Origin of the sequence: Pseudomonas sp. Xaverov 83 (assembly GCF_019352905.1) — a bacterium.
Taxonomy (GTDB): domain Bacteria; phylum Pseudomonadota; class Gammaproteobacteria; order Pseudomonadales; family Pseudomonadaceae; genus Aquipseudomonas; species Aquipseudomonas yamanorum.
Window position 1 is genome coordinate 1 of record NZ_JAAAFU010000006.1, and the last position, 23,119, is coordinate 23,119.

At 60.3% G+C, this 23,119-nt stretch carries 21 protein-coding genes; 5 read left to right on the plus strand and 16 right to left on the minus strand.

Going from position 1 to position 23,119, the window contains the following annotated elements; all coding sequences use genetic code 11:
* Window positions 1-150 precede the first annotated feature (150 nt).
* The gene (locus tag K0H47_RS02435) at window positions 151-2,628 is read left to right on the plus strand and encodes a ligase-associated DNA damage response DEXH box helicase (protein WP_219271862.1); all 2,478 of its coding nucleotides are present in this window, start codon (window positions 151-153) and stop codon (window positions 2,626-2,628) included.
* A complete protein-coding gene (pdeM, locus tag K0H47_RS02440) occupies window positions 2,628-3,284 on the plus strand; it encodes a ligase-associated DNA damage response endonuclease PdeM (protein WP_219271863.1) in 657 nt (218 codons plus the stop codon). The genes K0H47_RS02435 and pdeM overlap by 1 nt, the downstream gene beginning before the upstream one ends.
* 31 nt (window positions 3,285-3,315) lie before the next feature.
* Here pdeM and K0H47_RS02445 read toward each other — a convergent pair whose 3' ends face one another.
* Together K0H47_RS02445 and dcd are read right to left on the minus strand one after the other, a co-directional pair.
* Entirely contained in the window at window positions 3,316-3,519 is a 204-nt protein-coding gene (locus K0H47_RS02445) for a hypothetical protein (protein WP_003219272.1), read from the minus strand.
* A 107-nt stretch (window positions 3,520-3,626) separates the two neighbouring features.
* Window positions 3,627-4,193, minus strand: a complete 567-nt coding sequence (gene dcd, locus K0H47_RS02450; protein WP_003219273.1) for a dCTP deaminase — start codon at window positions 4,191-4,193, stop codon at window positions 3,627-3,629.
* Window positions 4,194-4,571: 378 nt separating this feature from the next.
* Between dcd and K0H47_RS02455 the strand changes: the two genes are divergently transcribed.
* Complete coding sequence (locus K0H47_RS02455) at window positions 4,572-4,781, plus strand: cold-shock protein (protein WP_002554837.1); 210 nt, start codon at window positions 4,572-4,574, stop codon at window positions 4,779-4,781.
* Between the two features lie 255 nt (window positions 4,782-5,036).
* Here K0H47_RS02455 and rpoS read toward each other — a convergent pair whose 3' ends face one another.
* From rpoS to K0H47_RS02495, 8 genes are all read right to left on the minus strand, one after another.
* On the minus strand, window positions 5,037-6,041 hold the full coding sequence (gene rpoS, locus K0H47_RS02460; RefSeq protein ID WP_063032880.1) for an RNA polymerase sigma factor RpoS: 1,005 nt from the start codon (window positions 6,039-6,041) through the stop codon (window positions 5,037-5,039).
* Between the two features lie 106 nt (window positions 6,042-6,147).
* A complete protein-coding gene (locus tag K0H47_RS02465) occupies window positions 6,148-6,984 on the minus strand; it encodes a peptidoglycan DD-metalloendopeptidase family protein (RefSeq protein ID WP_063032882.1) in 837 nt (278 codons plus the stop codon).
* Between the two features lie 210 nt (window positions 6,985-7,194).
* Entirely contained in the window at window positions 7,195-7,830 is a 636-nt protein-coding gene (locus K0H47_RS02470; protein WP_010176736.1) for a protein-L-isoaspartate(D-aspartate) O-methyltransferase, read from the minus strand.
* 41 nt (window positions 7,831-7,871) lie between these two features.
* Window positions 7,872-8,621, minus strand: a complete 750-nt coding sequence (gene surE, locus K0H47_RS02475; protein WP_219271865.1) for a 5'/3'-nucleotidase SurE — start codon at window positions 8,619-8,621, stop codon at window positions 7,872-7,874.
* Window positions 8,609-9,667, minus strand: coding sequence for a tRNA pseudouridine(13) synthase TruD (truD, locus tag K0H47_RS02480; protein ID WP_219271867.1), 1,059 nt, complete (start codon window positions 9,665-9,667; stop codon window positions 8,609-8,611). The genes surE and truD overlap by 13 nt, the downstream gene beginning before the upstream one ends.
* Complete coding sequence (ispF, locus tag K0H47_RS02485) at window positions 9,664-10,137, minus strand: 2-C-methyl-D-erythritol 2,4-cyclodiphosphate synthase (RefSeq protein WP_010176739.1); 474 nt, start codon at window positions 10,135-10,137, stop codon at window positions 9,664-9,666. The genes truD and ispF overlap by 4 nt, the downstream gene beginning before the upstream one ends.
* Window positions 10,138-10,191: 54 nt before the next feature.
* On the minus strand, window positions 10,192-11,037 hold the full coding sequence (gene fghA, locus K0H47_RS02490; protein ID WP_201141129.1) for an S-formylglutathione hydrolase: 846 nt from the start codon (window positions 11,035-11,037) through the stop codon (window positions 10,192-10,194).
* A gap of 8 nt (window positions 11,038-11,045) precedes the next feature.
* The gene (locus K0H47_RS02495) at window positions 11,046-12,158 is read right to left on the minus strand and encodes an S-(hydroxymethyl)glutathione dehydrogenase/class III alcohol dehydrogenase (RefSeq protein WP_219271868.1); all 1,113 of its coding nucleotides are present in this window, start codon (window positions 12,156-12,158) and stop codon (window positions 11,046-11,048) included.
* A gap of 109 nt (window positions 12,159-12,267) precedes the next feature.
* On the opposite strand from K0H47_RS02495, the gene K0H47_RS02500 reads away from it, so the two are divergent.
* On the plus strand, window positions 12,268-13,164 hold the full coding sequence (locus K0H47_RS02500; RefSeq protein WP_063032886.1) for a LysR substrate-binding domain-containing protein: 897 nt from the start codon (window positions 12,268-12,270) through the stop codon (window positions 13,162-13,164).
* A gap of 69 nt (window positions 13,165-13,233) precedes the next feature.
* On the plus strand, window positions 13,234-16,272 hold the full coding sequence (locus K0H47_RS02505) for a dermonecrotic toxin domain-containing protein (protein ID WP_219271870.1): 3,039 nt from the start codon (window positions 13,234-13,236) through the stop codon (window positions 16,270-16,272).
* 3 nt (window positions 16,273-16,275) lie between these two features.
* On the opposite strand, the gene ispD is transcribed toward K0H47_RS02505, so the two are convergent.
* The 6 genes from ispD to tilS all read right to left on the minus strand — a co-directional run bounded on the left by ispD (window position 16,276) and on the right by tilS (window position 22,955).
* Complete coding sequence (gene ispD, locus K0H47_RS02510; RefSeq protein WP_177069710.1) at window positions 16,276-16,986, minus strand: 2-C-methyl-D-erythritol 4-phosphate cytidylyltransferase; 711 nt, start codon at window positions 16,984-16,986, stop codon at window positions 16,276-16,278.
* On the minus strand, window positions 16,983-17,261 hold the full coding sequence (ftsB, locus tag K0H47_RS02515; protein ID WP_003219292.1) for a cell division protein FtsB: 279 nt from the start codon (window positions 17,259-17,261) through the stop codon (window positions 16,983-16,985). Before ftsB ends, ispD begins: the two co-directional genes overlap by 4 nt.
* A 171-nt stretch (window positions 17,262-17,432) precedes the next feature.
* Window positions 17,433-18,722 (minus strand): phosphopyruvate hydratase, encoded by a 1,290-nt coding sequence (gene eno / locus K0H47_RS02520; RefSeq protein WP_003219294.1) that lies wholly within the window; start codon window positions 18,720-18,722, stop codon window positions 17,433-17,435.
* 157 nt (window positions 18,723-18,879) lie between these two features.
* Entirely contained in the window at window positions 18,880-19,725 is an 846-nt protein-coding gene (gene kdsA / locus K0H47_RS02525) for a 3-deoxy-8-phosphooctulonate synthase (protein WP_003219295.1), read from the minus strand.
* Between the two features lie 5 nt (window positions 19,726-19,730).
* On the minus strand, window positions 19,731-21,362 hold the full coding sequence (locus tag K0H47_RS02530; protein ID WP_003219298.1) for a CTP synthase: 1,632 nt from the start codon (window positions 21,360-21,362) through the stop codon (window positions 19,731-19,733).
* Between the two features lie 273 nt (window positions 21,363-21,635).
* Window positions 21,636-22,955, minus strand: a complete 1,320-nt coding sequence (gene tilS, locus K0H47_RS02535; RefSeq protein ID WP_219271871.1) for a tRNA lysidine(34) synthetase TilS — start codon at window positions 22,953-22,955, stop codon at window positions 21,636-21,638.
* Between the last annotated feature and the right edge of the window lie 164 nt (window positions 22,956-23,119).

Consider the following 23,119-nt stretch of genomic DNA (forward strand, 5'->3'; position numbering starts at 1 on the left):
GGGGCGTTTGCCAAAAGTGACCCGCTGTAAGAGCGGAACCATAAGTGGCCGTTACCTAAATAACGGATATACACCCGAAAACCCAGCAATCGCAGTTAAACCTTTCCCCCACCCCACAGGTCTCTGAATTACACCCCCAGAGCCCCAAGCATGGCCAAATCCCGCAATTTCGCCAAAGACTGGTTCACCGCCAAAAACTGGAACCCATTCGCCTTCCAGAAACAGGTATGGAAGGCCGTGAAGGAAGGCCAATCAGGACTACTCCACGCCAGCACCGGCGCCGGCAAAACCTACGCCCTGTGGTTCGCCGCCCTCAACCGCTTCGCCATCACCGAAACCACCCCCCGCAAACGCAAAGCCCCCGCCGAACCGCTGACAGTCCTGTGGATCACCCCAATGCGCGCCCTCGCCGCAGACACCGCCCGCGCCCTTGAAGCACCGTTGGAATCCCTGAACATCCCCTGGACCGTCGGCCTGCGCACCGGCGACACCAGCAGCAGCGAACGCGCCCGCCAGAGCCGCCGCCTGCCCACCACCCTGATCACCACCCCGGAAAGCCTCACGCTGATGCTGGCTCGCGCCGACAGCCAGACCAGCCTGTCACACCTGCGCATGGTGGTAGTGGACGAATGGCACGAACTGATCGGCAACAAACGCGGCGTGCAACTGCAACTGGCCCTCGCCCGCCTGCGACAATGGCGTCCAGAGCTGATTGTGTGGGGCATTTCCGCGACCCTGGGTAATCAGGCCCACGCACTGGAGGTGTTGATCCCACAAGGCGGCGGGATCAACGTCCAAGGCCAAACCACCAAACAGTTGCAAGTGGACACCCTGTTGCCACCGGTTATCGAGCGCTTTCCATGGGCCGGCCATATCGGCCTGAAAATGCTCCCGCAGGTGGTAGCCGAGGTCGATGCCAGCAGCAGTTGCCTGGTGTTCACCAACACACGAGCGCAATCGGAAATCTGGTACCAGGCCCTGCTCGACGCTCGCCCCGATTGGGCCGGAGTGATTGCCCTGCACCACGGCTCGCTGTCCCGGGAAACCCGGGATTGGGTGGAACGGGCCTTGAAGGAAGGGCAACTGAAGGCCGTGGTGTGTACGTCGAGCCTCGACTTGGGGGTGGATTTCCTGCCGGTGGAACGGGTGCTGCAGATTGGCTCGGCCAAGGGCGTGGCGCGCCTGATGCAGCGCGCCGGGCGTTCCGGCCATGCGCCAGGCAGGCCGTCGCGGGTCACGCTGGTGCCGACCCACAGCCTCGAGCTGGTGGAAGCCGCCGCCGCGCAGGACGCTATCGCTGAACGGCGTATCGAAGCCCGTCAGTCACCCCACAAGCCTTTGGATGTGCTGGTGCAACATCTGGTGAGCATGGCGCTGGGCGGCGGTTTTGTGCCGGATGAGCTGCTGGCGGAGGTGCGTACCGCATGGGCCTATCGTGACTTGAGCGAGGCAGATTGGGCCTGGGCCCTGGGCTTCGTGCGTCATGGTGGGCTGTCGCTGACGGCCTACCCGGATTACCGGCGGGTCGAGCCGGACGAACACGGCATCTGGCGCGTTCCCGACGCACGACTGGCGCGACGCCATCGCATGAGCGTGGGCACCATCGTCAGCGACGCCAGCATCCAGCTGAAATTCTGGAGCAAAGGCGGGGGTGGCAAGACCTTGGGCAGTGTCGAGGAAGGCTTTATTGCACGGCTGAAGCCGGGAGATGGCTTCCTGTTCGCCGGGCGCTTGCTGGAGTTGGTGCGAGTAGAAAACATGACCGCCTATGTGCGACGCAGTACCGCGAAAAAGGCTGCCGTGCCGCGCTGGAACGGCGGGCGCATGCCGCTTTCCAACGAGCTGGCCCAGGCGGTGGTCGAGCGCTTTGATGCGGCTGCCCATGGGCAATTCCTCGGCCCGGAGATGCAGGCGGTGCAATCGTTGCTGGACACCCAGTTGCGCTGGTCCGGGCTGCCAACCCGCGAGCATTTGCTGGCCGAGGCCCTCAAGTCCCGGGAAGGCTGGCATCTGTTCCTGTATCCGTTCGCCGGGCGCCAGGTGCATCTGGGGCTGGCGAGCCTGCTGGCCTGGCGCGTCAGTCGGCAGCAGGCGGTGACGTTCTCGATTGCGGTCAATGACTACGGGCTGGAGCTGCTGAGCGCGACCGAGGTGGACTGGCCTGAGTTACTGAGCGGGGAGTTGCTGAGTGCGGATGATCTGCTGGATGACGTGGTAGCGAGCCTGAATGCCGGTGAGCTGGCCCTGCGGCGCTTTCGCGAGATTGCGCGGATCGCCGGGCTGGTGTTTGCCGGCTACCCTGGTGCGCCGAAAAGTACGCGTCAGGTTCAGGCGTCCAGCGGCTTGTTCTTTGAAGTGTTCAAGCAATATGACCCGCAGAACCTGTTGCTGACCCAGGCCGGAGAAGAAGTCCTGCGGGAAGAACTGGATATTCGTCGGCTGGAAGAGACGTTGCGCCACTTGTCGGGGTTGAAATTGGACCTGCATCGGATAAAACGGCCTACGCCGCTGGCGTTCCCTTTACTGGTGGAACGTTTTCGGGAAAGCCTGAGTTCGGAAAAACTCTCGGAGCGGATTGCGCGAATGGTCAAGGATCTGGAAAAAGTCGCCGATAACGGGAAGCCCTGATGCCCGCTCATTACCCGATACACTTGGCGGAAGAAGCGCTGTGGTTGCTGGCGGACAAGGCTGTGTATTGGCCCGCGAGAAAGTGCCTGCTGATCGCCGACGCGCATTTTGGCAAGGCGTCAGCCTATCGCAGCCTGGGCCAGCCAGTGCCCCAAGGCACGACGACGGACAACCTTCAACGCCTGGACCGGCTGCTGGCGGCTTTCCCATGCTCGCAGGTGATCTTTCTCGGCGACTTTCTCCACGGGCCCGGCTCTCACGCCAGCGGCACCCTGAACGCGCTGAGAGCCTGGCGTGAGCGTCATGCAGACGTGGGACTCACGCTGATTCGCGGCAACCATGACAAGCGCGCTGGCGACCCACCGGTAGATCTGAACATTGAGGTGGTGACCGAACCCCTGCTGATAGGCCCGTTTGCGTTGCAGCACGAGCCCGACGCCCACGCCAGCCACCATGTGCTGGCTGGGCACGTGCATCCGGTGTATCGCCTGCGGGGCAAGGGCCGGCAAAGCTTGCGCCTGCCGTGCTTCCTGCTCGGCAACCAGGTCAGCCTGTTGCCGGCGTTTGGCGCATTTACCGGGGGTTATTCAGTGACGCAGGAAGAAGGCAGCCGGATCTTCGTGATCGGAGACCATGAAGTATGGCCAGTGCGTTGAGCATCTGACCATTGGCGACACGTGCAGGAAATCAAGCCACAGGGGCGGGAGGCGGTTCGTCGGGGAGCGTAGGTTCGCCAGGCTCTTCAGGCTGGTTGGGCCAGGGATCATCCGGGCCGGGCTGGCCGGGAATGCCGCCTGCGGCGGGATCGGCCATCAAGGACCAGGCCATCACACCAATCTGATTGGGTTCAAGCCGGGCGAGTTCGGCGCTGATTCGCGGATCGAGCTTCATAGGGGACTCCTCAAGCGTGGCCCGGCGCGTTGTGCACGCGTCGGGGCAGTACACTCAATAGAGTGCATGCCCGCTGACAAATTCCCTTAGCCTGTAAGACGATTCGATCAGGTGCGTGGGAGAGTAACGCCGCGCTGGCCCTGATACTTGCCGCCGCGGTCCTTATAGGACACTTCGCACTCTTCGTCGGATTCGAAGAACAACATCTGAGCGACACCTTCGTTAGCGTAGATTTTTGCCGGCAACGTGGTGGTGTTGGAGAACTCCAGGGTGACGTGCCCTTCCCATTCCGGCTCCAGCGGCGTCACGTTGACGATGATGCCGCAGCGCGCGTAGGTGCTCTTGCCCAGGCAGATGGTCAGGACGTTGCGCGGGATACGGAAGAATTCGACGGTGCGCGCCAGGGCGAAGGAGTTAGGCGGGATGATGCAGACGTCGCTCTTGACGTCGACGAAGCTTTTTTCGTCGAAGTTTTTCGGATCGACGGTTGCCGAGTTGATGTTGGTGAACACCTTGAACTCATCGGCGCAGCGTACATCGTAGCCGTAGCTGGAAACCCCGAACGAAATCAGCCGCTCAGCGCCTTCGCCGCGCATCTGGCGCTCCACGAAGGGCTCGATCATGCCGTGCTCTTGCGCCATGCGGCGAATCCACTTGTCCGATTTGATGCTCATGGCGGGTGTCCTGAATAGCGAGGTGAAAAAATTCTGTTGGGCATCTTACCGGGGCTGGCCCCGTGGTTCAAAGGGGCGGCTGTTTTTCTTGGCGCCGCGCAGCCCCTGCTGGGCGGGACGCACCTTCAATTGCGGGGTATTGGTGCTGTATCAGGCTGCCGCCAGTCACGAAAATAGAGAAACCTTCGGAAATACCATTGGCACGTTCCGGAAAAAGGGTTAAGGTGGCGCCACTGTGCTGCTTGTGTCACTGAGAATCTCTACACGATATGTTGAATTTCGATCCAACCATCTCCAAGAATTTTTCCTGCTCTTTGCACTCAGTCTCGGCCAGGGCTTTTCCTGAGTCGCAGTTAACTTTGTCCAAGGAGATACACCATGTCTAATCGCCAAACTGGTACCGTTAAGTGGTTCAACGATGAAAAAGGCTTCGGCTTCATCACTCCACAATCCGGTGACGACCTGTTCGTTCACTTCAAAGCTATCCAATCCGACGGCTTCAAAAGCCTGAAAGAAGGCCAACAGGTTTCTTTCATCGCTACCCGCGGTCAGAAAGGCATGCAAGCTGAAGAAGTTCAAGTTATCTAACTTGTACTGATTTAGTCGAAAAGCCCCGCCCTTAAAAGCGGGGCTTTTTTGTGCCCGCTCGTTCCCACGCAGAGCGTGGGAACGAGCAATCACACGATGTAATTCCATGCACAAAGAAATGTGGGAGCCCACCTATGTGGGAGCCGGGCTTGCCCGCGATAGCATCACCTCGATCTATCAGTTGCACCGAGGTGATGCTATCGCAGGCAAGCCAGCTCCCACACAAGCCCGCTCCCACATTTCGTCCTGCGTCGTTTACTGGAACAACGACTCACTCGACAAGCCATTCTTCTCCAGGATCTCGCGCAAGCGCTTGAGACCCTCGACCTGGATCTGCCGCACCCGCTCACGGGTCAAGCCAATCTCCAGGCCAACATCTTCCAGCGTGCTGCTTTCGTGGCCGCGCAGCCCGAAGCGGCGAATCACCACCTCACGCTGTTTGTCCGTCAGCTCCGAAAGCCACTGGTCGATGCTTTGCGACAGATCGTCGTCCTGCAGCAACTCACAAGGGTCCGTAGGACGATCATCGGTCAGGGTGTCCAGCAGGGTTTTATCCGAATCCGGACCCAGCGAGACATCGACTGAAGACACCCGCTCATTGAGACCGAGCATGCGCTTGACCTCTCCCACCGGTTTTTCCAGCAGGTTGGCGATTTCTTCAGGCGAAGGTTCATGATCGAGTTTTTGTGTCAGCTCGCGCGCCGCCCGAAGGTAGACGTTGAGCTCTTTGACCACATGGATCGGCAACCGGATCGTACGGGTTTGATTCATGATCGCCCGTTCGATGGTCTGACGAATCCACCAGGTGGCGTAGGTTGAAAAGCGAAAACCCCGCTCAGGGTCAAACTTCTCCACCGCCCGGATCAAGCCGAGATTGCCTTCCTCGATCAAGTCCAACAGGGACAGCCCACGATTGACGTAGCGTCGGGCGATTTTCACCACCAGCCGCAGGTTGCTTTCAATCATGCGCTTGCGCCCAGCCGGATCGCCCTTTTGCGACAAGCGCGCAAAAAAGACTTCTTCTTCGGGAGTGAGCAGAGGGGAAAAGCCGATTTCATTGAGGTACAACTGAGTCGCGTCGAGCGCCCGGGTGTAATCAATGTACTTGTGTTGCTTTAACGCGGTGGAGTTCTTGGATTTGGTGCGAACTGAAGGTACAGCAGGTCCCTCATTCGACATCGATTCCGTAGCAATGCCGGTCTCCATAAGGAGAACCTCATCGTCGATGTCAAACTCCGGCGCTTCTTTACTGAGAGCCATTGTTATAGTCCTTTGGTGAGTTCGACCTCAAGCTCAAGCGACGCCTTTATCCTTGGCAACGCTGGAGCCTGTTCCTTCTACGTGAGGGAACAGGCTGTGCAACATATCAACGACGGGGAAGGAATTGCAGCGGATCAACAGGTTTCCCTTGGCGGCGAATCTCAAAGTGCAGTTTCACCCGGTCTGTACCAGTTGACCCCATTTCGGCAATTGTCTGTCCGACTTTGACCTGCTGCCCCTCCCGAACCAACAGCCTGCGGTTATGACCGTAGGCACTGACGTAGGTATCGCTGTGTTTGATGATGACCAGCTCGCCGTAGCCCCGTAAACCACTCCCGGCGTACACCACTGTCCCATCAGACGCAGCTAAAACAGGCTGTCCCAAATCTCCGGCGATATCAATGCCTTTATTCAAACTACCGTTTGAAGAGAATTTTCCAATAAGAATGCCATTTGAGGGCCATCCCCAACCCGTAGGAGCAGGCCCTGCTGGCGGCAGCGGCGCAGGTGCCGGCTTGCTCGCAACGCTAGGCGCGGCGGTGCCTGCAGGCCGGGTGATGATGGTGGTTTTGCTCGAAGACGACGGCGAAGAAGCTGTGTTTGTGACGACGGCGGTCGGTGTTGAACCGGTACGGCCATCGAAACGAATGGTCTGACCTGGATGTATCGTATATGGCACAGGAATGTTGTTACGGGCGGCCAGCGCTTTGTAATCCCAACCATAACGGAAGGCAATCGAGAACATCGTATCGCCCTTGCGCACGACATATTGCCCGGTGGTAACCGTAGGCTTTTGCGGCACCGCATTATTGCGGTCGACCACCCGGGCACCACCGGATGGCGTGCTTGAGCAAGCCGCCAGCAAGGAACTCAAGACAAGGCCAATCACCAGTCGCTGAAAGCTTGTTTGACTCATACGCTGTGCAATGACCGTGAGACTCACCCGCCGCTCCCTTTATGGTGGCTGACTATGAACGCCTGTATCAGGCTTGAAATATGACGCAAGTATAACTGGCCATTGGGTTTTTACTGGAAACACGATTCTAAAGAAATTTTCATCATGTTTAATTCCCACGGCGGATCACGTTGACTCAATAGACCCCGCTGTAAGACACATACCCGGCAATAGAATTCAGTACGCAGGAATAATTGATCAGGCCAGCGGACCGTTAAGCAACGGGACAAAACGCACCGCTCCGAGCACATGCCGGGAAAAGCCTTCTTCCTCGCGAATGATCAACATTAATTGTTGCACTTCGCCGGAGCCCACCGGGATCACCAGGCGCCCGCCGGGAGCCAGCTGATCGAGCAAGGCCTGGGGCACGTCGGTGGCCACGGCGGTGACGATAATGCCGTTATACGGCGCCAGCGCCGGCCAGCCTTCCCAACCGTCGCCCCAACGAAACACCACATTGCGCAGGTTCAGCTCCACCAGGCGTTCCTTGGCCCGGTCTTGCAACACCTTGATGCGCTCGACCGAAAACACCCGCTCAACCAGCTGCGACAACACGGCCGTCTGGTAGCCGGAGCCGGTCCCGATTTCCAGCACCTTGTCCAGCGGGCCCGCCGCCAGCAACAGCTCACTCATCCGCGCCACCATATAAGGCTGGGAGATGGTCTGGTTGTGGCCGATGGGCAGCGCGGTGTCTTCATAGGCACGATGCGCCAGGGCTTCATCGACAAACAAATGCCGCGGGGTACGCCGGATGACTTCCAGCACCTGGGCGTTGGACAGCCCTTCTTCATACAGGCGCTGGATCAATCGCTCGCGGGTGCGCTGGGAAGTCATCCCAATGCCCCGTCGCAGCAGGTCGTCTTGTTCGCGCGCCATCAGAGCACTCCCTCCAGCCAGCCATCGAGGCTACTGAAGGCATCACTGAAGGTGCGATCAAGTTGCAACGGAGTAATCGAAATATAACCTTGCATCACCGCATGAAAGTCCGTGCCTTCGCCGCCGTCTTCGGCATCGCCGGCAGCGGCAATCCAGTAACCTTCCTTGCCACGCGGGTCCACCACCTTCAGCGGTGCCGCAGCGCGGGAGCGATGGCCCAGGCGGGTCAGCTTGAAGCCGCGAATATGCTCAACAGGCAGGTTCGGAAAATTGACGTTCAGCACCGTACGCGGCGGCAAATCCAGAGTGTGATGGGCCTCCACCAGCTTGCGGGCGAAGTAGGCCGCCGTCTCCAGGTTGTCCAACTGACGCGACGCCAGCGAAAACGCGAACGAGGTCCGGCCCAGGAAACGCCCCTCAAGGGCCGCCGCCACCGTGCCGGAATACAGCACGTCGTCACCGAGGTTGGCGCCCAGGTTAATCCCGGAAACCACCAAGTCCGGCTCGCGGTCCAGCAGGCTGTTGATTGCCAGGTGCACGCAATCGGTCGGCGTGCCATTCACGCTGATAAAGCCGTTGGGCAACGTCTGTATGTGCAACGGACGGTCGAGCGTCAGCGAGCTGCTGGCGCCGCTTTTGTCCTGGTCCGGGGCTACCACCACGCACTCGGCGTAATCCGCCAGCGCAGCATGAAGCGCGGCAAGGCCGGGTGCGGTGACCCCGTCGTCGTTAGATATCAGAATACGCATGGGCTGTCCGTCTGCCCCACCGGCACCAGATCTACAAGCTCGCGCACCAAGACAGTGGCGAAGCATCCGGCCGGCAGGACGAATTCCAATTGCAGAATGTCAGGTTCGGGATAATGCCACGTCAACCCGCCAATGGGCAGTCGAAGAATGCGACGTTCCTGGCTCATGCCGGCATTCACCAGCCAATCCCGCAGGTCAGCTTCACCGTCGGCGATCGCCTGTTCCAGAGCGAAGGTTGCCCCCGACGCCGGCGAATCACCTTCGCCCCACTGTGGACCTGTGGGATGCAAGTCGAGAATCGCCAGGCGCGGGTCGCTGCATTCAGCCTCCCCCGCCGGGAAAAAGCTGCGGCTGTCGGTAAACGCCAGCAAGTCACCGACCTGGGCGCACTGCCAGGAACCGTCGGCTACCCGCGCCGCCAGCACTTTATTGAACAGGAAGCTGCGGGCCGTCGAGAGCAAGCGCGAACGCACATTGCGCTGCTCCGGCAAGGCCTTGCGCGCGGCCCAGTCGCGGGCATCGACGACGTTGCCGCCGTTATGACCGAACCGCTGGGCGCCGAAATAGTTGGGAATGCCTTGCTTGGCGATCAGTTGCAGGCGCGCGTCGATAGCCGCGGCATCACCGGCAAACTGGGTCAGGCGCAAGGTAAAGCCGTTGGCCGAATGTGCGCCGCGCTGCAGCTTGCGCTTGTGACGGCCGGTCTTGAGGATCTTCAAGGTCTCGTTTTCTGCAGCGCTCAGGTCCGGGTCCGCCTTGCCCGGCAATTGCACACTGAACCACTGCCGGGTCAGCGCCTGGCGATCCTTGAGCCCGGCGTAGCTGACGGTGCGCAACGGCACGCCCGCCGCCTTGGCAATCCGCCGTGCCGCTTCTTCGGTATTCAGGCCGCGCTTTTCCACCCACAACCACAGGTGTTCACCCTCGCCGGTCAGCGGGATATCCAGCACTTCATCCACTTGGAAATCTTCAGCGATGGCCTTCAGAACAGCGCTGCCCAGGGCCTCGCCATAGGCACGCGGGCCCAGCAGTTGCAGATCATTCATGCGCGCAGCAACAAGGCAACGGAGTGCACGGCAATGCCCTCTTCGCGACCGGTAAACCCGAGCTTTTCGGTGGTGGTGGCTTTTACGTTCACTTGATCCAACTCAACTTGAAGATCCGCGGCAATCAGCGCGCGCATCGATTCGATATGCGGGGCCATCTTGGGCGCCTGGGCGACGATGGTGTTGTCGACGTTGCCGACCTTCCAGCCCTTGGCATGGATCAAGCCGACCACGTGACGCAACAGCACACGGCTGTCCGCGCCCTTGAAGGTCGGGTCGGTGTCCGGAAAGTGCTTGCCGATGTCACCCAACGCGGCGGCGCCGAGCAAGGCATCGCTCAAGGCATGCAGCACCACGTCGCCGTCGGAATGAGCCAGCAACCCGTGGTGGTGCGCGATCCGCACGCCGCCCAGGGTGATGAAATCGCCTTCGGCGAAACGGTGCACATCATAGCCGTGGCCAATACGCATAAAAAAACGCCCCGATTTAATTCAGGGCGTGATTCTACCTACTTTTGCCTCACATTAACCGAGCAAAGCGCGCGCGTGATGGCGTAAATGGTCTTCGATGAAGCTGGCGATAAAGAAGTAGCTGTGGTCATAGCCCGGTTGCAGGCGCAGCTCCAATGGATGGTTCGCCGCCCTGGCCGCTTGTTGCAAGGCTTCAGGCTTGAGCTGAACGGCCAGGAAATCGTCACGATCGCCCTGGTCCACCAGCAGCGGCAGCTTTTCCGAGGCTTCGCTGATCAACACGCAGGCGTCCCATTCGCGCCACTTCGATCGCTCTTCCCCGAGATAGCGGGAGAACGCCTTCTGGCCCCACGGGCAATCCATCGGATTGTTGATCGGCGAGAACGCCGACACCGACTGATAACGCCCCGGGTTGCGCAAGGCACACACCAGTGCGCCGTGGCCGCCCATGGAGTGGCCGCTGATCCCGCGTTTGGCCGACGCCGGGAAATGCGCCTCGATCAATGCCGGCAATTCCTGCACCACGTAATCATGCATCCGATAGTGCTGGGCCCAGGGTTCCTGGGTGGCGTTCAGGTAGAAGCCGGCGCCGAGGCCAAAGTCCCAGGCATTGTCCGGATCACCCGGCACACCGGGGCCGCGGGGGCTGGTGTCCGGCGCAACAATGATCAACCCCAGCTCGGCCGCCATGCGCTGGGCGCCGGCCTTCTGCATGAAGTTCTCATCGGTGCAGGTCAGCCCCGACAGCCAGTACAGCACCGGCAATTTTCCGCCCTGCTCCGCTTGCGGCGGCAGGTACACGGCGAAGGTCATGTCGCAACCCAGCACGTCGGAATGGTGCTTGTAGCGTTTATGCCAGCCACCGAAGCTTTTCTGGCACGACAGGTTTTCCAGACTCATGGCCGACCTCAGAAGTGAATGACGGTGCGGATGCTCTTGCCTTCATGCATCAGGTCAAACGCCTTGTTGATATCTTCCAGGCCCATGGTGTGGGTGATGAAGGTATCCAGCGGGATTTCGCCGGCCTGGGCCATCTCCACGTAGCTTGGCAATTCGCTGCGACCCCGCACGCCACCAAACGCCGAACCGCGCCAGACGCGACCGGTCACCAGTTGGAACGGACGGGTAGCAATTTCCTGACCCGCACCGGCCACGCCGATGATCACCGACTCGCCCCAGCCTTTGTGGCAGCACTCAAGGGCCGCACGCATCAGTTGGACATTGCCGATGCACTCGAAGGAAAAGTCGACGCCGCCATCGGTCAAATCGACAATCACGTCCTGGATCGGGCGATCGTAGTCTTTCGGATTGATGCAGTCGGTAGCGCCCAGTTGCTTGGCGATTTCAAACTTGGCCGGGTTGATGTCGATGGCAATGATGCGACCGGCCTTGGCTTTCACTGCACCGATCACTGCAGACAGGCCGATGCCGCCCAAGCCGAAGATGGCCACGGTGTCGCCCGGTTTGACCTTGGCGGTGTTGATCACCGCACCGATACCGGTGGTGACGCCACAGCCCAGCAGGCAGACTTTTTCCAGCGGCGCTTCTTTAGGAATCTTCGCTACGGAGATTTCCGGCAGCACGGTGTATTCGGAAAAGGTCGAAGTCCCCATGTAGTGGAAAATCGGCTGGCCCTTGTAGGAAAAGCGCGAGGTGCCATCTGGCATCAGGCCCTTGCCTTGGGTGGCGCGAATCGCCTGGCAGAGGTTGGTCTTGCCCGACAGGCAGAATTTGCACTTGCCGCATTCCGGGGTGTACAGCGGGATCACGTGATCGCCTACCGCCACCGAGGTCACGCCTTCGCCGATGGCTTCCACCACAGCGCCGCCTTCGTGGCCAAGGATCGATGGGAAGATACCTTCCGGGTCCGCGCCCGACAGGGTGTAGGCGTCGGTATGGCACACGCCGGAAGCAACCACTCGCAGCAGCACCTCGCCCGCCTTGGGCATGGCCACATCCACTTCAACGATCTCGAGGGGTTTCTTGGCTTCGAAGGCTACGGCCGCGCGGGACTTGATCATCCGGTTTCTCCATCGGGTTAAAAACGTAAGGCCAGCAGTGTAAAACATGCCCATCTGATTAATAATCCAGACAAAAGCAAAACATTATTGCCGTACAGGGATAATCAGCATGTTGGAAAACCGCTGGGAAGGCATCGACGAGTTCGTCGCCGTGGCCGAATGCAGCCAATTCACCGCGGCCGCCGAGCGCCTGGGCGTGTCGTCGTCCCATATCAGCCGCCAGGTGGCGCGACTGGAGGAGCGCCTGCAAACACGCTTGCTGTATCGCAGCACGCGCAAGGTGACGCTGACCGAAGCCGGCCAGACCTTCCTGCAACATTGCCAGCGATTGCAGGACGGTCGCGAAGAAGCCTTGCGCGCCGTGGGCGACTTGGCCAGCGAGCCCAAGGGAATGTTGCGCATGACGTGCGCAGTGGCTTACGGCGAGCGTTTTATCGTGCCGCTGGTGACGCGTTTCATGGCGCTTTATCCGCAATTGCGCGTGGACGTGGAATTGACCAACCGCCAGCTGGACCTGGTGCACGAAGGCCTGGACCTGGCGATTCGCCTCGGGCGCCTGGCGGATTCGCGCATGGTTGCCAGCCGCCTCGCGCCGCGGCGTATGTACCTGTGCGCATCACCGTCCTACCTGGCCAGGTACGGCCGGCCACATAGCCTGTCGGAATTAAGTCGGCATAACTGCCTGATCGGCAGCTCGGATATTTGGCAACTGGCCCAGGACGGGCGCGAATTTTCCCAGCGGGTACAAGGAAACTGGCGCTGCAACAGCGGGCAAGCGGTGCTGGATGCGGCCCTGCAAGGTGTCGGCCTTTGCCAGCTGCCGGACTACTACGTGCTGGAGCATTTGCACAGCGGCGCACTGGTGTCGTTACTCGAAGCCCATCAACCGCCCAACACCGCGGTTTGGGCGCTGTACCCGCAACAACGCCACCTTTCGCCCAAGGTGCGAAAACTGGTGGACTTTCTCAAGGAGGGCCTGGGCAACCACTCCGTCTACCTGCGATAGACAGCTACCGCCCATGCAGCGCCTGAGTGCCGGTAAATAGCCTTTTTTTACTGCGTAACCAGGCACCCCATGATAACCAACGGCCCGCAACTCCAGCGCATCAGTCATTTCGTTCGCAAGGTCCTGGCGGATTTCCCCGTACCTTCGCAAATCGCCGCCCAGTTGATCCGTGAGCGCGTACAGCCCCTCAGCCAGGTCGAGTTCGACCCGGACACCACCCTCCTCACCACCCTCGAATACAACACCGACAACCCCAACGCGGCCTTCACCGCCATGGTGATCCAGTCGATGTCGCTGACCGAGGCCATGGTCTGCAATGCGCCCCAGCCCCCGGGCGGCATGCTCAATACCACCGGGTTTTCCACCACTGCGCCTTATTTCAATATTGTCAGCGAGCTGCCGCGTTTGATGGATAACCGGATTCCGGCAATGTTCAACGAAGAGTTCATCGTCTCGGGCTGGATCCCGCCCAGGCGTTATGAGGCGCTGTATCTGCAAAGCCAGCCCCAGGTTTACGACCCGAGCACGCAGCTGGAGATTTCACCAAAAACCTTCAGGCACATCGTTAACTCAAGCCATTTCGAACAAGCCTACGACGAGGCGATCGGCAAGTTCTGGAACAACCACCGGGAAAACTACAACACCCTGATGCGCATCGCGTTCACCAAAGCCTATCTGGAACAGTTCCATGAGTTCACCCTGACCGTGGCAGAGAGGCACCTGGCGGCACGGGCGGCGGGGATTGGCATCGACAAGAACCACGACAACCTCACCCTGGAGGACTTCCAGGCGCCCTATCGTCTTGATCCAAACCTGTCCCTACGGCTATTGCGCATCCACAACAGCGAATCCACCGACATCCTGACCATCACCGACAACCAAAGCCAGGTGACCCTGCTCTACATCCCGGGCAACTCCTCGCCCTTCCATGGGTTCAACAACCCGGCAGACATGCGCAAGTGGCTGGTGGAAACGGCAAGGGACGCCACTCAACGCAAGACGCTGACCCAACACTTCGATGAGGACGCCATCGACTCCGGCCTGATCTACAGCGGCGTGGAGGAGGCACTGGTGGGGATGGCGGTGTTTCCGAAGCCGGCAACCTCCCCGGGTTTGTTCAACAGCCTGCGGGCCGATAACTACTGGGATCCCGAGCAGTACATCAATAATCCGACGTATCCGGCACTGGGCAGTAACCCGTTTGAGTTCATCGCCCGGCAGATCAGGTTACGCCTCGCAAAAATAGCGGCGCGAAGCTTTATTTCGCCCCTGGATACGCTCAAGACCGACACCCTGGACGCCCTGGAAAAAGGCTGCATCCTGGCGATTCCCGTGGCACTGGCCATGGGCAACGCGCTACTGGCGGAATTTTGCTTCCTGACCTCCGGCGCGACTGAAATGGTGGTGGGTGCCGACGACCTGCTGCGCGGCAAACCTCACGCGAAGGAGCGCATTGTATTTGGCGCCCTTAACGCGCTGCCGGTAGTCGCCCATGGCGTGGCCAAGGGGCTCAAGGGCCTCGAACGCCTGCGCCCTACACTGGGCCCGGCAGTACGCCAGGATGCGGGCCGGATCAGCGTCACCGCCATCAACGAAACTTCCGTTGCGGCCAGCACCGAGACCCGCACCCTGAGCCCACGGATAACTCCCGGCGGCCTGCAGACCATCCGGATTCACGGAGACCTGTACCTGACCTACAAGACACCCAATGAATCAGGCTTCTTCGAACTGTTCGTAATGGCCCCCAACGCGCCAAACACCCTGCAATCCACCGGCCTGTATGCCATCCAGAGCGCGGACCTGAAATGGCGCACGACCGGGCTGGCCGGCGGAGGCGCATTTCGCAATGCCTGGCAAAGGGTCTACACGCTGTTCGGCGGCCCGGAACACGCGACGTTCTACAGTGCCTACGAGATGCCCCCCGTTGCGCGTGAGACCGTTTCGGAGATGCTCACCGATACCAGTTCGTTTTCGGAAAACCTTGAACCCGTGGGCAGCGGCGCCCAGCCAATGAAAGACACTCGCAAGTTGTTTTTTGAGAAACGAACCAAGCTGTCTGAAGATGCCACGGTGTTCTTTGCCAACCTGCCGTTTTCACCGATGCGGCCCTTGCTTCCAAGGCTCAGCCTTAATGAGTCGCAGCCGAACATCATTCAAAAACTGCTGCACGCCAGCGACGGCCTGGTGATCGGCGAAAGCCACGGCGCGCTGTCGAGCAAGGCGTTCCTGATCAACAACATGCCGCTGTTGGCCAGCCAGGGTGTCAAACGCATCTATTTCGAGCATCTGCTGACGGATGTACACATGCCCTTGCTCAAGGCGTTCTACCGTACCCGAAGCGCGGTGATGCCCGAGGAACTCAAGGGCTTCCTCAACAACATCTACCCGCCTTTGCGCGACCGGCACTACTCGTTCGTCAACATCGTCACCCAAGCCCGTGACGCCGGGATCAAAATCCAGCCGATCGACTGCACCGTCAGCTATATGCTCCGCGACCTGCCGGACACCGCCGACAACTTGCGCCAGCGCATGCTGAACTACTACGCCACCGAGGTAATTCAATGGATACAGACCACCAAGCCGCGCCCTGGCAAATGGGTTGCACTGGTGGGTGACAGCCATACCAATACCTACAAAGGCATTCCTGGAATCGCCGAACTCACCGGCAGCATCGGCCTGCGGATCGAGGATGCAGAGGCTGGCGGGCACCTCGGCGTCGAAGTGGACACGGGACGCACCGCCAGCCTGGGCATCGGCAAGGGCGAGGGAACGGTCAAGGCCAACCTGGTCCTGCGGGTGGACCGCGCCAGCTTGCAACGTCCGGCGCCACCGACACCTGGCCCCTCCCAGCCCCAAGCCAAAACGCCACAGACGCTGCTGACCAAACCCGGTCAGTTCATGCTGATCCCGGCCACCGTTACGACACCGGCACACCTTCACTACCGTTCACGCCGAGGCGACGTACGCCATTTCAGGATCGATCAGCAGGGCGGCCGGTATGCCATCAGCGCACCCGGTTGGGCCGTGGACGGTAAACCGTTCGACAGCATTCAGGCGCTGGTGGATGAGTTCAAGACCCCAGCCGGGGTTGAACAGATGATGGGATGACCGTCAGGAAGACTGGAAAGTCCGACGCTGACGCAACCATTCAAGGTCTTCCGGGCGGGTGACCTTGAGGTTGTCGGACCGGCCTTCGATCAGGCGGGGGGCATGCCCGGCCCATTCCATGGCCGAGGCCTCGTCGGTGATGACCACGTCCGAGACCAGGCTGTCGGCCAACGCCCGGTGCAGCGCGCCAAGGCGGAACATCTGCGGGGTGTAAGCCTGCCAGATCGGCGTGCGATCGACTGTTTCCAACACGCGCCCGTGCTTGTCGGCGCGCTTGAGGGTGTCCCGCGCCGGAACGGCCAGCAGCCCCCCCACGCTGTCGTCCGCCAGTTCGAAGAGCAACTTGTCCAGGTCATCGCGGCTGAGGTTCGGCCGGGCGGCGTCATGCACCAGCACCCAATCGTCATCGCTGGCGCCCTGACTGTGCAGGTAAAGCAACGCATTGAGCACCGAGCCCGAGCGCTCTTCGCCGCCGTCCACCCGCGTAATGCGGGGATCGGTGGCGCAAGCCAGGTTCGGCCAATAAGGGTCGTCGACAGCAAGACTGACCACCAGCCCCTTGAGACCCGGATGATCGAGGAAACAGCCAAGGCTGTGTTCGAGAATAGTGCGCCCGCCCAGTTGCAAGTATTGCTTGGGACGGTCCGCGGCCATACGGGCACCCACGCCCGCGGCAGGAATCACGGCCCAGAAGGCCGGTGACGAAAGGCTCATTGGGCCAACTGGTAGAGGGTCTCGCCCTCCTTGACCATGCCCAACTCATGGCGAGCCCGTTCTTCAACGGTCTCCATGCCTTTTTTCAGTTCAAGCACTTCGGCATCGAGCACGCGATTGCGCTCCAGCAACACCTCGTTTTCGGCGTGCTGTGCGGCAATTTGCTGGGTCAGTTCGGTGACCTGCGCCAAGCTGCCATTCCCCACCCATAGGCGGTACTGCAGGCCAGCCAGCAGCAAGAGCAAGACGAGGAACAACCAATTGGGACTGCGCATCGAATATCGGGTATCCAGTGAAAAAAGACAGCCATGCAAAACTTTTGAAGCAACTGATAGCACGAAGCCTGGAATAACCAGGCTTGTGCTTGATAGCCAAGAGATTAGCGCCGAAATTCACGCTGTCGTGATTTTTCCGACGTAATCCGCTGACCTTTTACCATTTAACAATCAGCCGCGAAACTCGCTGCGACCGTTGTACTTGGCTTTACCGCCCAGTTGCTCTTCGATACGCAGCAATTGGTTGTACTTGGAAACGCGATCGGAACGGCACAGGGAACCGGTCTTGATCTGCCCAGCCGAAGTGCCCACGGCCAGGTCGGCAATGGTCGAATCTTCGGTTTCGCCGGAGCGGTGGGAGATCACGGCAGTGTAGCCCGCAGCCTTGGCCATCTGGATGGCTTCCAGGGTTTCGGTCAGGGTGCCGATCTGGTTGAACTTGATCAGGATCGAGTTGGCGATCTTCTTGTCGATGCCTTCTTTCAGGATCTTGGTGTTGGTCACGAACAGGTCGTCGCCTACCAGCTGGATCTTCTCGCCGATCTTGTCGGTCAGCACTTTCCAGCCAGCCCAGTCGGACTCGTCCAGGCCGTCTTCGATCGAGATGATCGGGTAGCGCTCGGTCAGGCCCTTGAGGTAATCAGCAAAACCTTCCGAGGTGAATACGTGGCCTTCACCGGACAGGTTGTACTTGCCGTCTTCGTAGAATTCGCTGGCCGCGCAGTCCAGGGCCAAAGTCACGTCAGTGCCCAGCTTGTAGCCAGCGTTGGCCACAGCTTCGGAGATCACTTTCAGTGCATCTTCGTTGGACGCCAGGTTCGGTGCGAAGCCGCCTTCGTCACCCACGGCAGTGCTCAGGCCACGGGCCTTCAATACAGCCTTGAGGTGGTGGAAAATCTCGGTGCCCATGCGCAGGCCTTCGGAGAAGGTCTTGGCGCCAACCGGCTGCACCATGAACTCCTGGATGTCGACGTTGTTATCCGCGTGCTCGCCACCGTTGATGATGTTCATCATCGGAACCGGCATCGAGTAAACACCCGGGGTGCCGTTCAGGTTGGCGATGTGGGCGTACAGCGGCAGGTCCTGATCCTGTGCAGCAGCCTTGGCGGCAGCCAGGGACACGGCCAGGATGGCGTTGGCGCCGAGGCTGCCTTTGTTTTCAGTACCGTCGAGCTTGATCATCGCATGATCGAGGGCTTTCTGGTCCAGTGGATCCTTGCCCAGCAGCAGGTCGCGGATCGGGCCATTGATGTTGGCGACTGCCTTGAGTACGCCCTTGCCCAGGTAACGGCTCTTGTCGCCATCACGCAGTTCCAGTGCTTCGCGGGAACCTGTGGAAGCACCGGACGGCGCGCAGGCGCTACCGATGATGCCGTTATCGAGAAGCACGTCGGCTTCGACGGTAGGGTTGCCACGGGAGTCGAGAACTTCACGACCTTTGATGTCGACGATTTTTGCCATTGTTGTAAACACTCCAAAGTTGACGAAAACGACGCAGCTGAAGGAAATCTTTTGACCGACCGCAAGGGTGGAACAACGGGGCAGGCTTGCAGGCGACAAGGCTCAGGCCCGGGGGCCTGAGCGTTTAGCGTGGGATACTTTACCGGAGAAATGGCAGTTACGCGGTCTCTACCGTCGGAAAACTCTTGACCAGGTCGTCCAACTGCTTCAACTGGGCCAGGAATGGCTCCAGCTTGTCCAGGCGCAGGGCGCATGGGCCGTCGCACTTGGCGTTGTCCGGGTCCGGGTGGGCTTCCAGGAACAAACCTGCCAGGGACTGGCTGATACCGGCCTTGGCCAGGTCCAGTACCTGGGCACGGCGCCCGCCAGCGGAATCGGCGCGACCACCGGGCATTTGCAGCGCGTGGGTCACGTCGAAGAACACTGGGTATTCGAATTGTTTCATGATGCCGAAACCGAGCATGTCCACCACAAGGTTGTTGTAGCCGAAGCTCGAACCGCGCTCGCAGAGGATCAACTGGTCGTTACCCGCTTCCACGCACTTGTTCAGGATATGTTTCATTTCCTGGGGGGCGAGGAACTGGGCTTTCTTGATGTTGATCACAGCGCCGGTCTTGGCCATGGCGACCACGAGGTCGGTCTGGCGCGACAGGAAGGCCGGCAACTGGATGATGTCGCACACCTCGGCGACCACGGCAGCCTGCTCAGGCTCGTGGACGTCGGTGATGATCGGCACGCCGAAGGCTTGCTTGATGTCCTGGAAGATCCGCATGCCTTCTTCAAGGCCCGGGCCGCGGTAGGAGGTCACGGACGAACGGTTGGCCTTGTCGAAGCTGGCCTTGAACACGTAAGGGATACCGAGTTTCTCGGTCACCTTCACGTACTCTTCACAGACCTGCATCGCCATGTCGCGGCTTTCCAGCACGTTCATGCCGCCGAACAGCACCATGGGCTTGTCGTTGGCAATCTCGATGTCGCCTACGCGAATGATCTTCTGGGCCATCAGGTTTACGCCTTCTTCTGATGTTGCGTCAGTGCTGCTTTAACGAAGCCGCTGAACAACGGGTGACCGTCGCGCGGGGTCGATGTGAACTCCGGGTGGAACTGGCAAGCCACGAACCATGGATGATCCGGTGCTTCAACCACCTCAACCAGTGCGCCATCACCGGAACGACCGGAGATTTTCAGGCCGGCTTCCATGATTTTCGGCAGCAGGTTGTTGTTCACTTCGTAGCGGTGACGGTGACGCTCGACGATCACGTCCTTACCGTAGCAATCGTGAACCAGCGAACCCGGCTCCAGCAGGCAATCCTGCGCGCCAAGGCGCATGGTGCCGCCCAGGTCGGAAGCTTCGGTACGGGTTTCGACAGCGCCGGTGGCATCTTCCCACTCGGTGATCAGGCCCACGACCGGGTGGCCGCTGGTGCGATCGAACTCGGTGGAGTTGGCGTCTTTCCAGCCCATGACGTTACGGGCGAACTCGATGACCGCCACTTGCATGCCCAGGCAGATACCCAGGTACGGCACCTTGTTCTCACGAGCGTACTGGACGGCAGTGATCTTGCCTTCCACGCCACGCAGACCGAAGCCGCCCGGAACCAGGATGGCGTCAACGCCTTCCAGCAACGCAGTACCTTGGTTCTCGATGTCTTCGGAGTCGATGTAGCGCAGGTTGACCTTGGTACGGTTGCTGATGCCCGCATGGCTCATCGCTTCGATCAGCGACTTGTAGGCGTCCAGCAGCTCCATGTACTTGCCGACCATGGCGATGGTGACTTCATGCTCAGGGTTGAGCTTGGCGTCGACCACGGCTTCCCACTCGGACAGATCGGCGCCGCCACACTGCAGGCCGAAACGCTCGACGACAAAATCATCCAGGCCCTGAGAATGCAGGATGCCCGGGATCTTGTAGATGGTGTCGGCGTCTTCCAGGGCGATCACCGCACGTTCTTCAACGTTGGTGAACTGGGCGATCTTGCGACGGGACGCGATGTCGATCGCGTGGTCGGAGCGGCACACCAGCACGTCCGGCTGCAGGCCGATGGAACGCAGTTCCTTGACCGAGTGCTGGGTAGGCTTGGTTTTGGTTTCGCCGGCGGTGGCGATGTACGGCACCAGTGTCAGGTGCATCAGCATCGCGCGCTTGGCGCCGACTTCGAAACGCAACTGGCGGATGGCTTCGAGGAACGGTTGGGACTCGATGTCACCCACGGTGCCACCGATCTCGACCATCGCCACGTCGGCATCGCCTGCACCCTTGATGATGCGGCGCTTGATTTCGTCGGTGATGTGCGGGATCACCTGGATGGTTGCACCCAGGTAGTCACCACGGCGCTCCTTGCGCAGCACGTGCTCGTAGACACGGCCGGTGGTGAAGTTGTTGTTCTGGGTCATGGTCGTGCGGATGAACCGCTCGTAGTGGCCCAGGTCCAGGTCGGTCTCGGCGCCGTCGTGAGTGACGAACACTTCACCGTGCTGGAACGGGCTCATGGTGCCCGGGTCAACGTTGATGTACGGGTCCAGCTTGAGCATGGTGACCTTAAGTCCCCGCGCCTCCAGGATGGCCGCCAATGAAGCGGAGGCAATGCCTTTCCCCAATGAAGAAACAACACCGCCCGTGACGAATATGTAGCGCGTCATGAAAAACCCTAGAAGTCTGCGTTAAAGCGGTCCGAGCCGCCGGGGAAAGCGAAGGAAGGCCGAAGCCCCCGATCACCTGCATTAATCACAGTGCACCTTTCAAAAAAACCGCCGCGTTGTGACAGACCAGCAATGAAACACCGGTACGTTGATCGCTACACATTTTTTGGAATCGCCCAGCAAAGACTGCTTGGTAATCGGCAACTGCTGCGATTCAGGCGAATCCACAGAAGTTGTATCAAGAAGGGAGCGTAGTCTACCGGAAAGGCTCTATCAGCTCAAACCTTGATCGCAGGTTGGTGGCATCCAATGTAATTGCCAGTCGGTACCGCCACTTGCCGCAAGCCCCGGCAGGTTGGCCACAGCCAGCAATTGTTGGCCCTGATACAGCAGCGGCAATCTGCCACGGATGAAGCCTGGCACGGCACTTTCGTTAAGCAACCGCTTCAGGTCACGCCGGCCCCGGCCTGGCAATTCCATGATTTCGCCGCCTTGGCGATAACGGATGCTCAGGGGACCTTCGGGTGCGCTGCCGCTGAAGTGCAGTTGGCCGTTACCGGGTAACTGTAGTGGGTTTTGTGGCTGTGACCAGCTCACCGATGCGTCAGAAAAATCCGACCAACTGGCGGGTAACCACCAGATATGCCCACCGCAACGGTGCAATTGACCGTCGGCCAGACGCCACAGCGGCTGTGCGTCTTCCTTGGCGTCGCGCAGGGTCGCCCAGCCGGCCCAGTGCTCGCTGTCGGGCAAGCGTGTCAGCGGTGTCAGCCAGTGCATGAGTGCGTTGCGCTGGCGGGCCTCGGAGAGCGCGGCAAGCGGTTCAAGGGTCAGCGAGGGCAATACGAGCCAGGGAAACGCCGGGGGCTGGCTGGCGGTCAGCAGGTCCATTTGTGCCAGTTCGTCGAGCAAGCCCTGGGCTTCGCTCAAATGTTCGGCGCTGCGGGCCATGGTACTGACGGCTTGGGGCCAACGTTCGATCAGGCGCGGGAAAACATGGTGGCGCAGGTAATTGCGGGAGAAACGCGGATCGGCGTTGGACGGGTCTTCAATCCAGTCCAATTGATGCTCGCGGGCGTAGGCTTCCAGATCGGCGCGGGATACATGCAGCAAGGGCCGCACCAGGTAGCCACCCGCCAATGGACGCTGCACAGGCATCGCCGCCAGCCCACGCACGCCGCCGCCACGCAGCAAGCGAAACAACAAGGTTTCAGCTTGATCGTCGCGGTGCTGGCCCGTGATTAGCAACTCCCCTGCCCCGGTGACCTCGGCAAACGCTTGATACCGCGCCTCACGGGCGGCGCGCTCCAGGCTCGCGCCGGGTCGCACCTGCACGCGGATCACTTGCAGGGGAACGCCCAGGGCGTCGCACACAGCCCGGCAATGCGCCGGCCACGCGTCAGCCGCAGCTTGCAGCCCATGATGGACATGGATAGCACTGAGTGGCGGGAGTGTGTCGGTTTTGGCCAGAGTGGCCAGAAGGTGCAGCAGGACGGTGGAGTCGAGGCCGCCGGAGAAGGCGATATACCAGGCCGGAGCGCTGCGCCAGGGGGCGAGGATTTGCAGAAGTTTGGCGGTCAAGGTGGGCTTCATAGCAAAGTACGCCATCAATCCGGATGCGATAACCCAGCATACACAAAGCAAATGTGGGAGCCGGGCTTGCCCGCGATGCAGCCAACTCGGTTTATCTAGCGCACCGAGTTGATGCTATCGCAGGCAAGCCAGCTCCCACACAAGCCCGCTCCCGCATTTGGTAA

Coding starts and splice junctions, on each gene's coding strand:
- ispD (WP_177069710.1), bottom strand. CDS start 16,986: ATGAGCCTTTCGTCACCGGCCTTCTGGGCCGTGATTCCTGCCGCGGGC.
- ispF (WP_010176739.1), bottom strand. CDS start 10,137: ATGCGTATTGGCCACGGCTATGATGTGCACCGTTTCGCCGAAGGCGAT.
- K0H47_RS02505 (WP_219271870.1), top strand. CDS start 13,234: ATGATAACCAACGGCCCGCAACTCCAGCGCATCAGTCATTTCGTTCGC.
- pdeM (WP_219271863.1), top strand. CDS start 2,628: ATGCCCGCTCATTACCCGATACACTTGGCGGAAGAAGCGCTGTGGTTG.
- K0H47_RS02435 (WP_219271862.1), top strand. CDS start 151: ATGGCCAAATCCCGCAATTTCGCCAAAGACTGGTTCACCGCCAAAAAC.
- K0H47_RS02495 (WP_219271868.1), bottom strand. CDS start 12,158: ATGATCAAGTCCCGCGCGGCCGTAGCCTTCGAAGCCAAGAAACCCCTC.
- K0H47_RS02455 (WP_002554837.1), top strand. CDS start 4,572: ATGTCTAATCGCCAAACTGGTACCGTTAAGTGGTTCAACGATGAAAAA.
- K0H47_RS02470 (WP_010176736.1), bottom strand. CDS start 7,830: ATGACTTCCCAGCGCACCCGCGAGCGATTGATCCAGCGCCTGTATGAA.
- truD (WP_219271867.1), bottom strand. CDS start 9,667: ATGAATGATCTGCAACTGCTGGGCCCGCGTGCCTATGGCGAGGCCCTG.
- tilS (WP_219271871.1), bottom strand. CDS start 22,955: ATGAAGCCCACCTTGACCGCCAAACTTCTGCAAATCCTCGCCCCCTGG.
- rpoS (WP_063032880.1), bottom strand. CDS start 6,041: ATGGCTCTCAGTAAAGAAGCGCCGGAGTTTGACATCGACGATGAGGTT.
- surE (WP_219271865.1), bottom strand. CDS start 8,621: ATGCGTATTCTGATATCTAACGACGACGGGGTCACCGCACCCGGCCTT.
- K0H47_RS02530 (WP_003219298.1), bottom strand. CDS start 21,362: ATGACGCGCTACATATTCGTCACGGGCGGTGTTGTTTCTTCATTGGGG.
- dcd (WP_003219273.1), bottom strand. CDS start 4,193: ATGAGCATCAAATCGGACAAGTGGATTCGCCGCATGGCGCAAGAGCAC.
- K0H47_RS02500 (WP_063032886.1), top strand. CDS start 12,268: ATGTTGGAAAACCGCTGGGAAGGCATCGACGAGTTCGTCGCCGTGGCC.
- eno (WP_003219294.1), bottom strand. CDS start 18,722: ATGGCAAAAATCGTCGACATCAAAGGTCGTGAAGTTCTCGACTCCCGT.
- fghA (WP_201141129.1), bottom strand. CDS start 11,037: ATGAGTCTGGAAAACCTGTCGTGCCAGAAAAGCTTCGGTGGCTGGCAT.
- kdsA (WP_003219295.1), bottom strand. CDS start 19,725: ATGGCCCAGAAGATCATTCGCGTAGGCGACATCGAGATTGCCAACGAC.
- K0H47_RS02445 (WP_003219272.1), bottom strand. CDS start 3,519: ATGAAGCTCGATCCGCGAATCAGCGCCGAACTCGCCCGGCTTGAACCC.
- ftsB (WP_003219292.1), bottom strand. CDS start 17,261: ATGCGCAGTCCCAATTGGTTGTTCCTCGTCTTGCTCTTGCTGCTGGCT.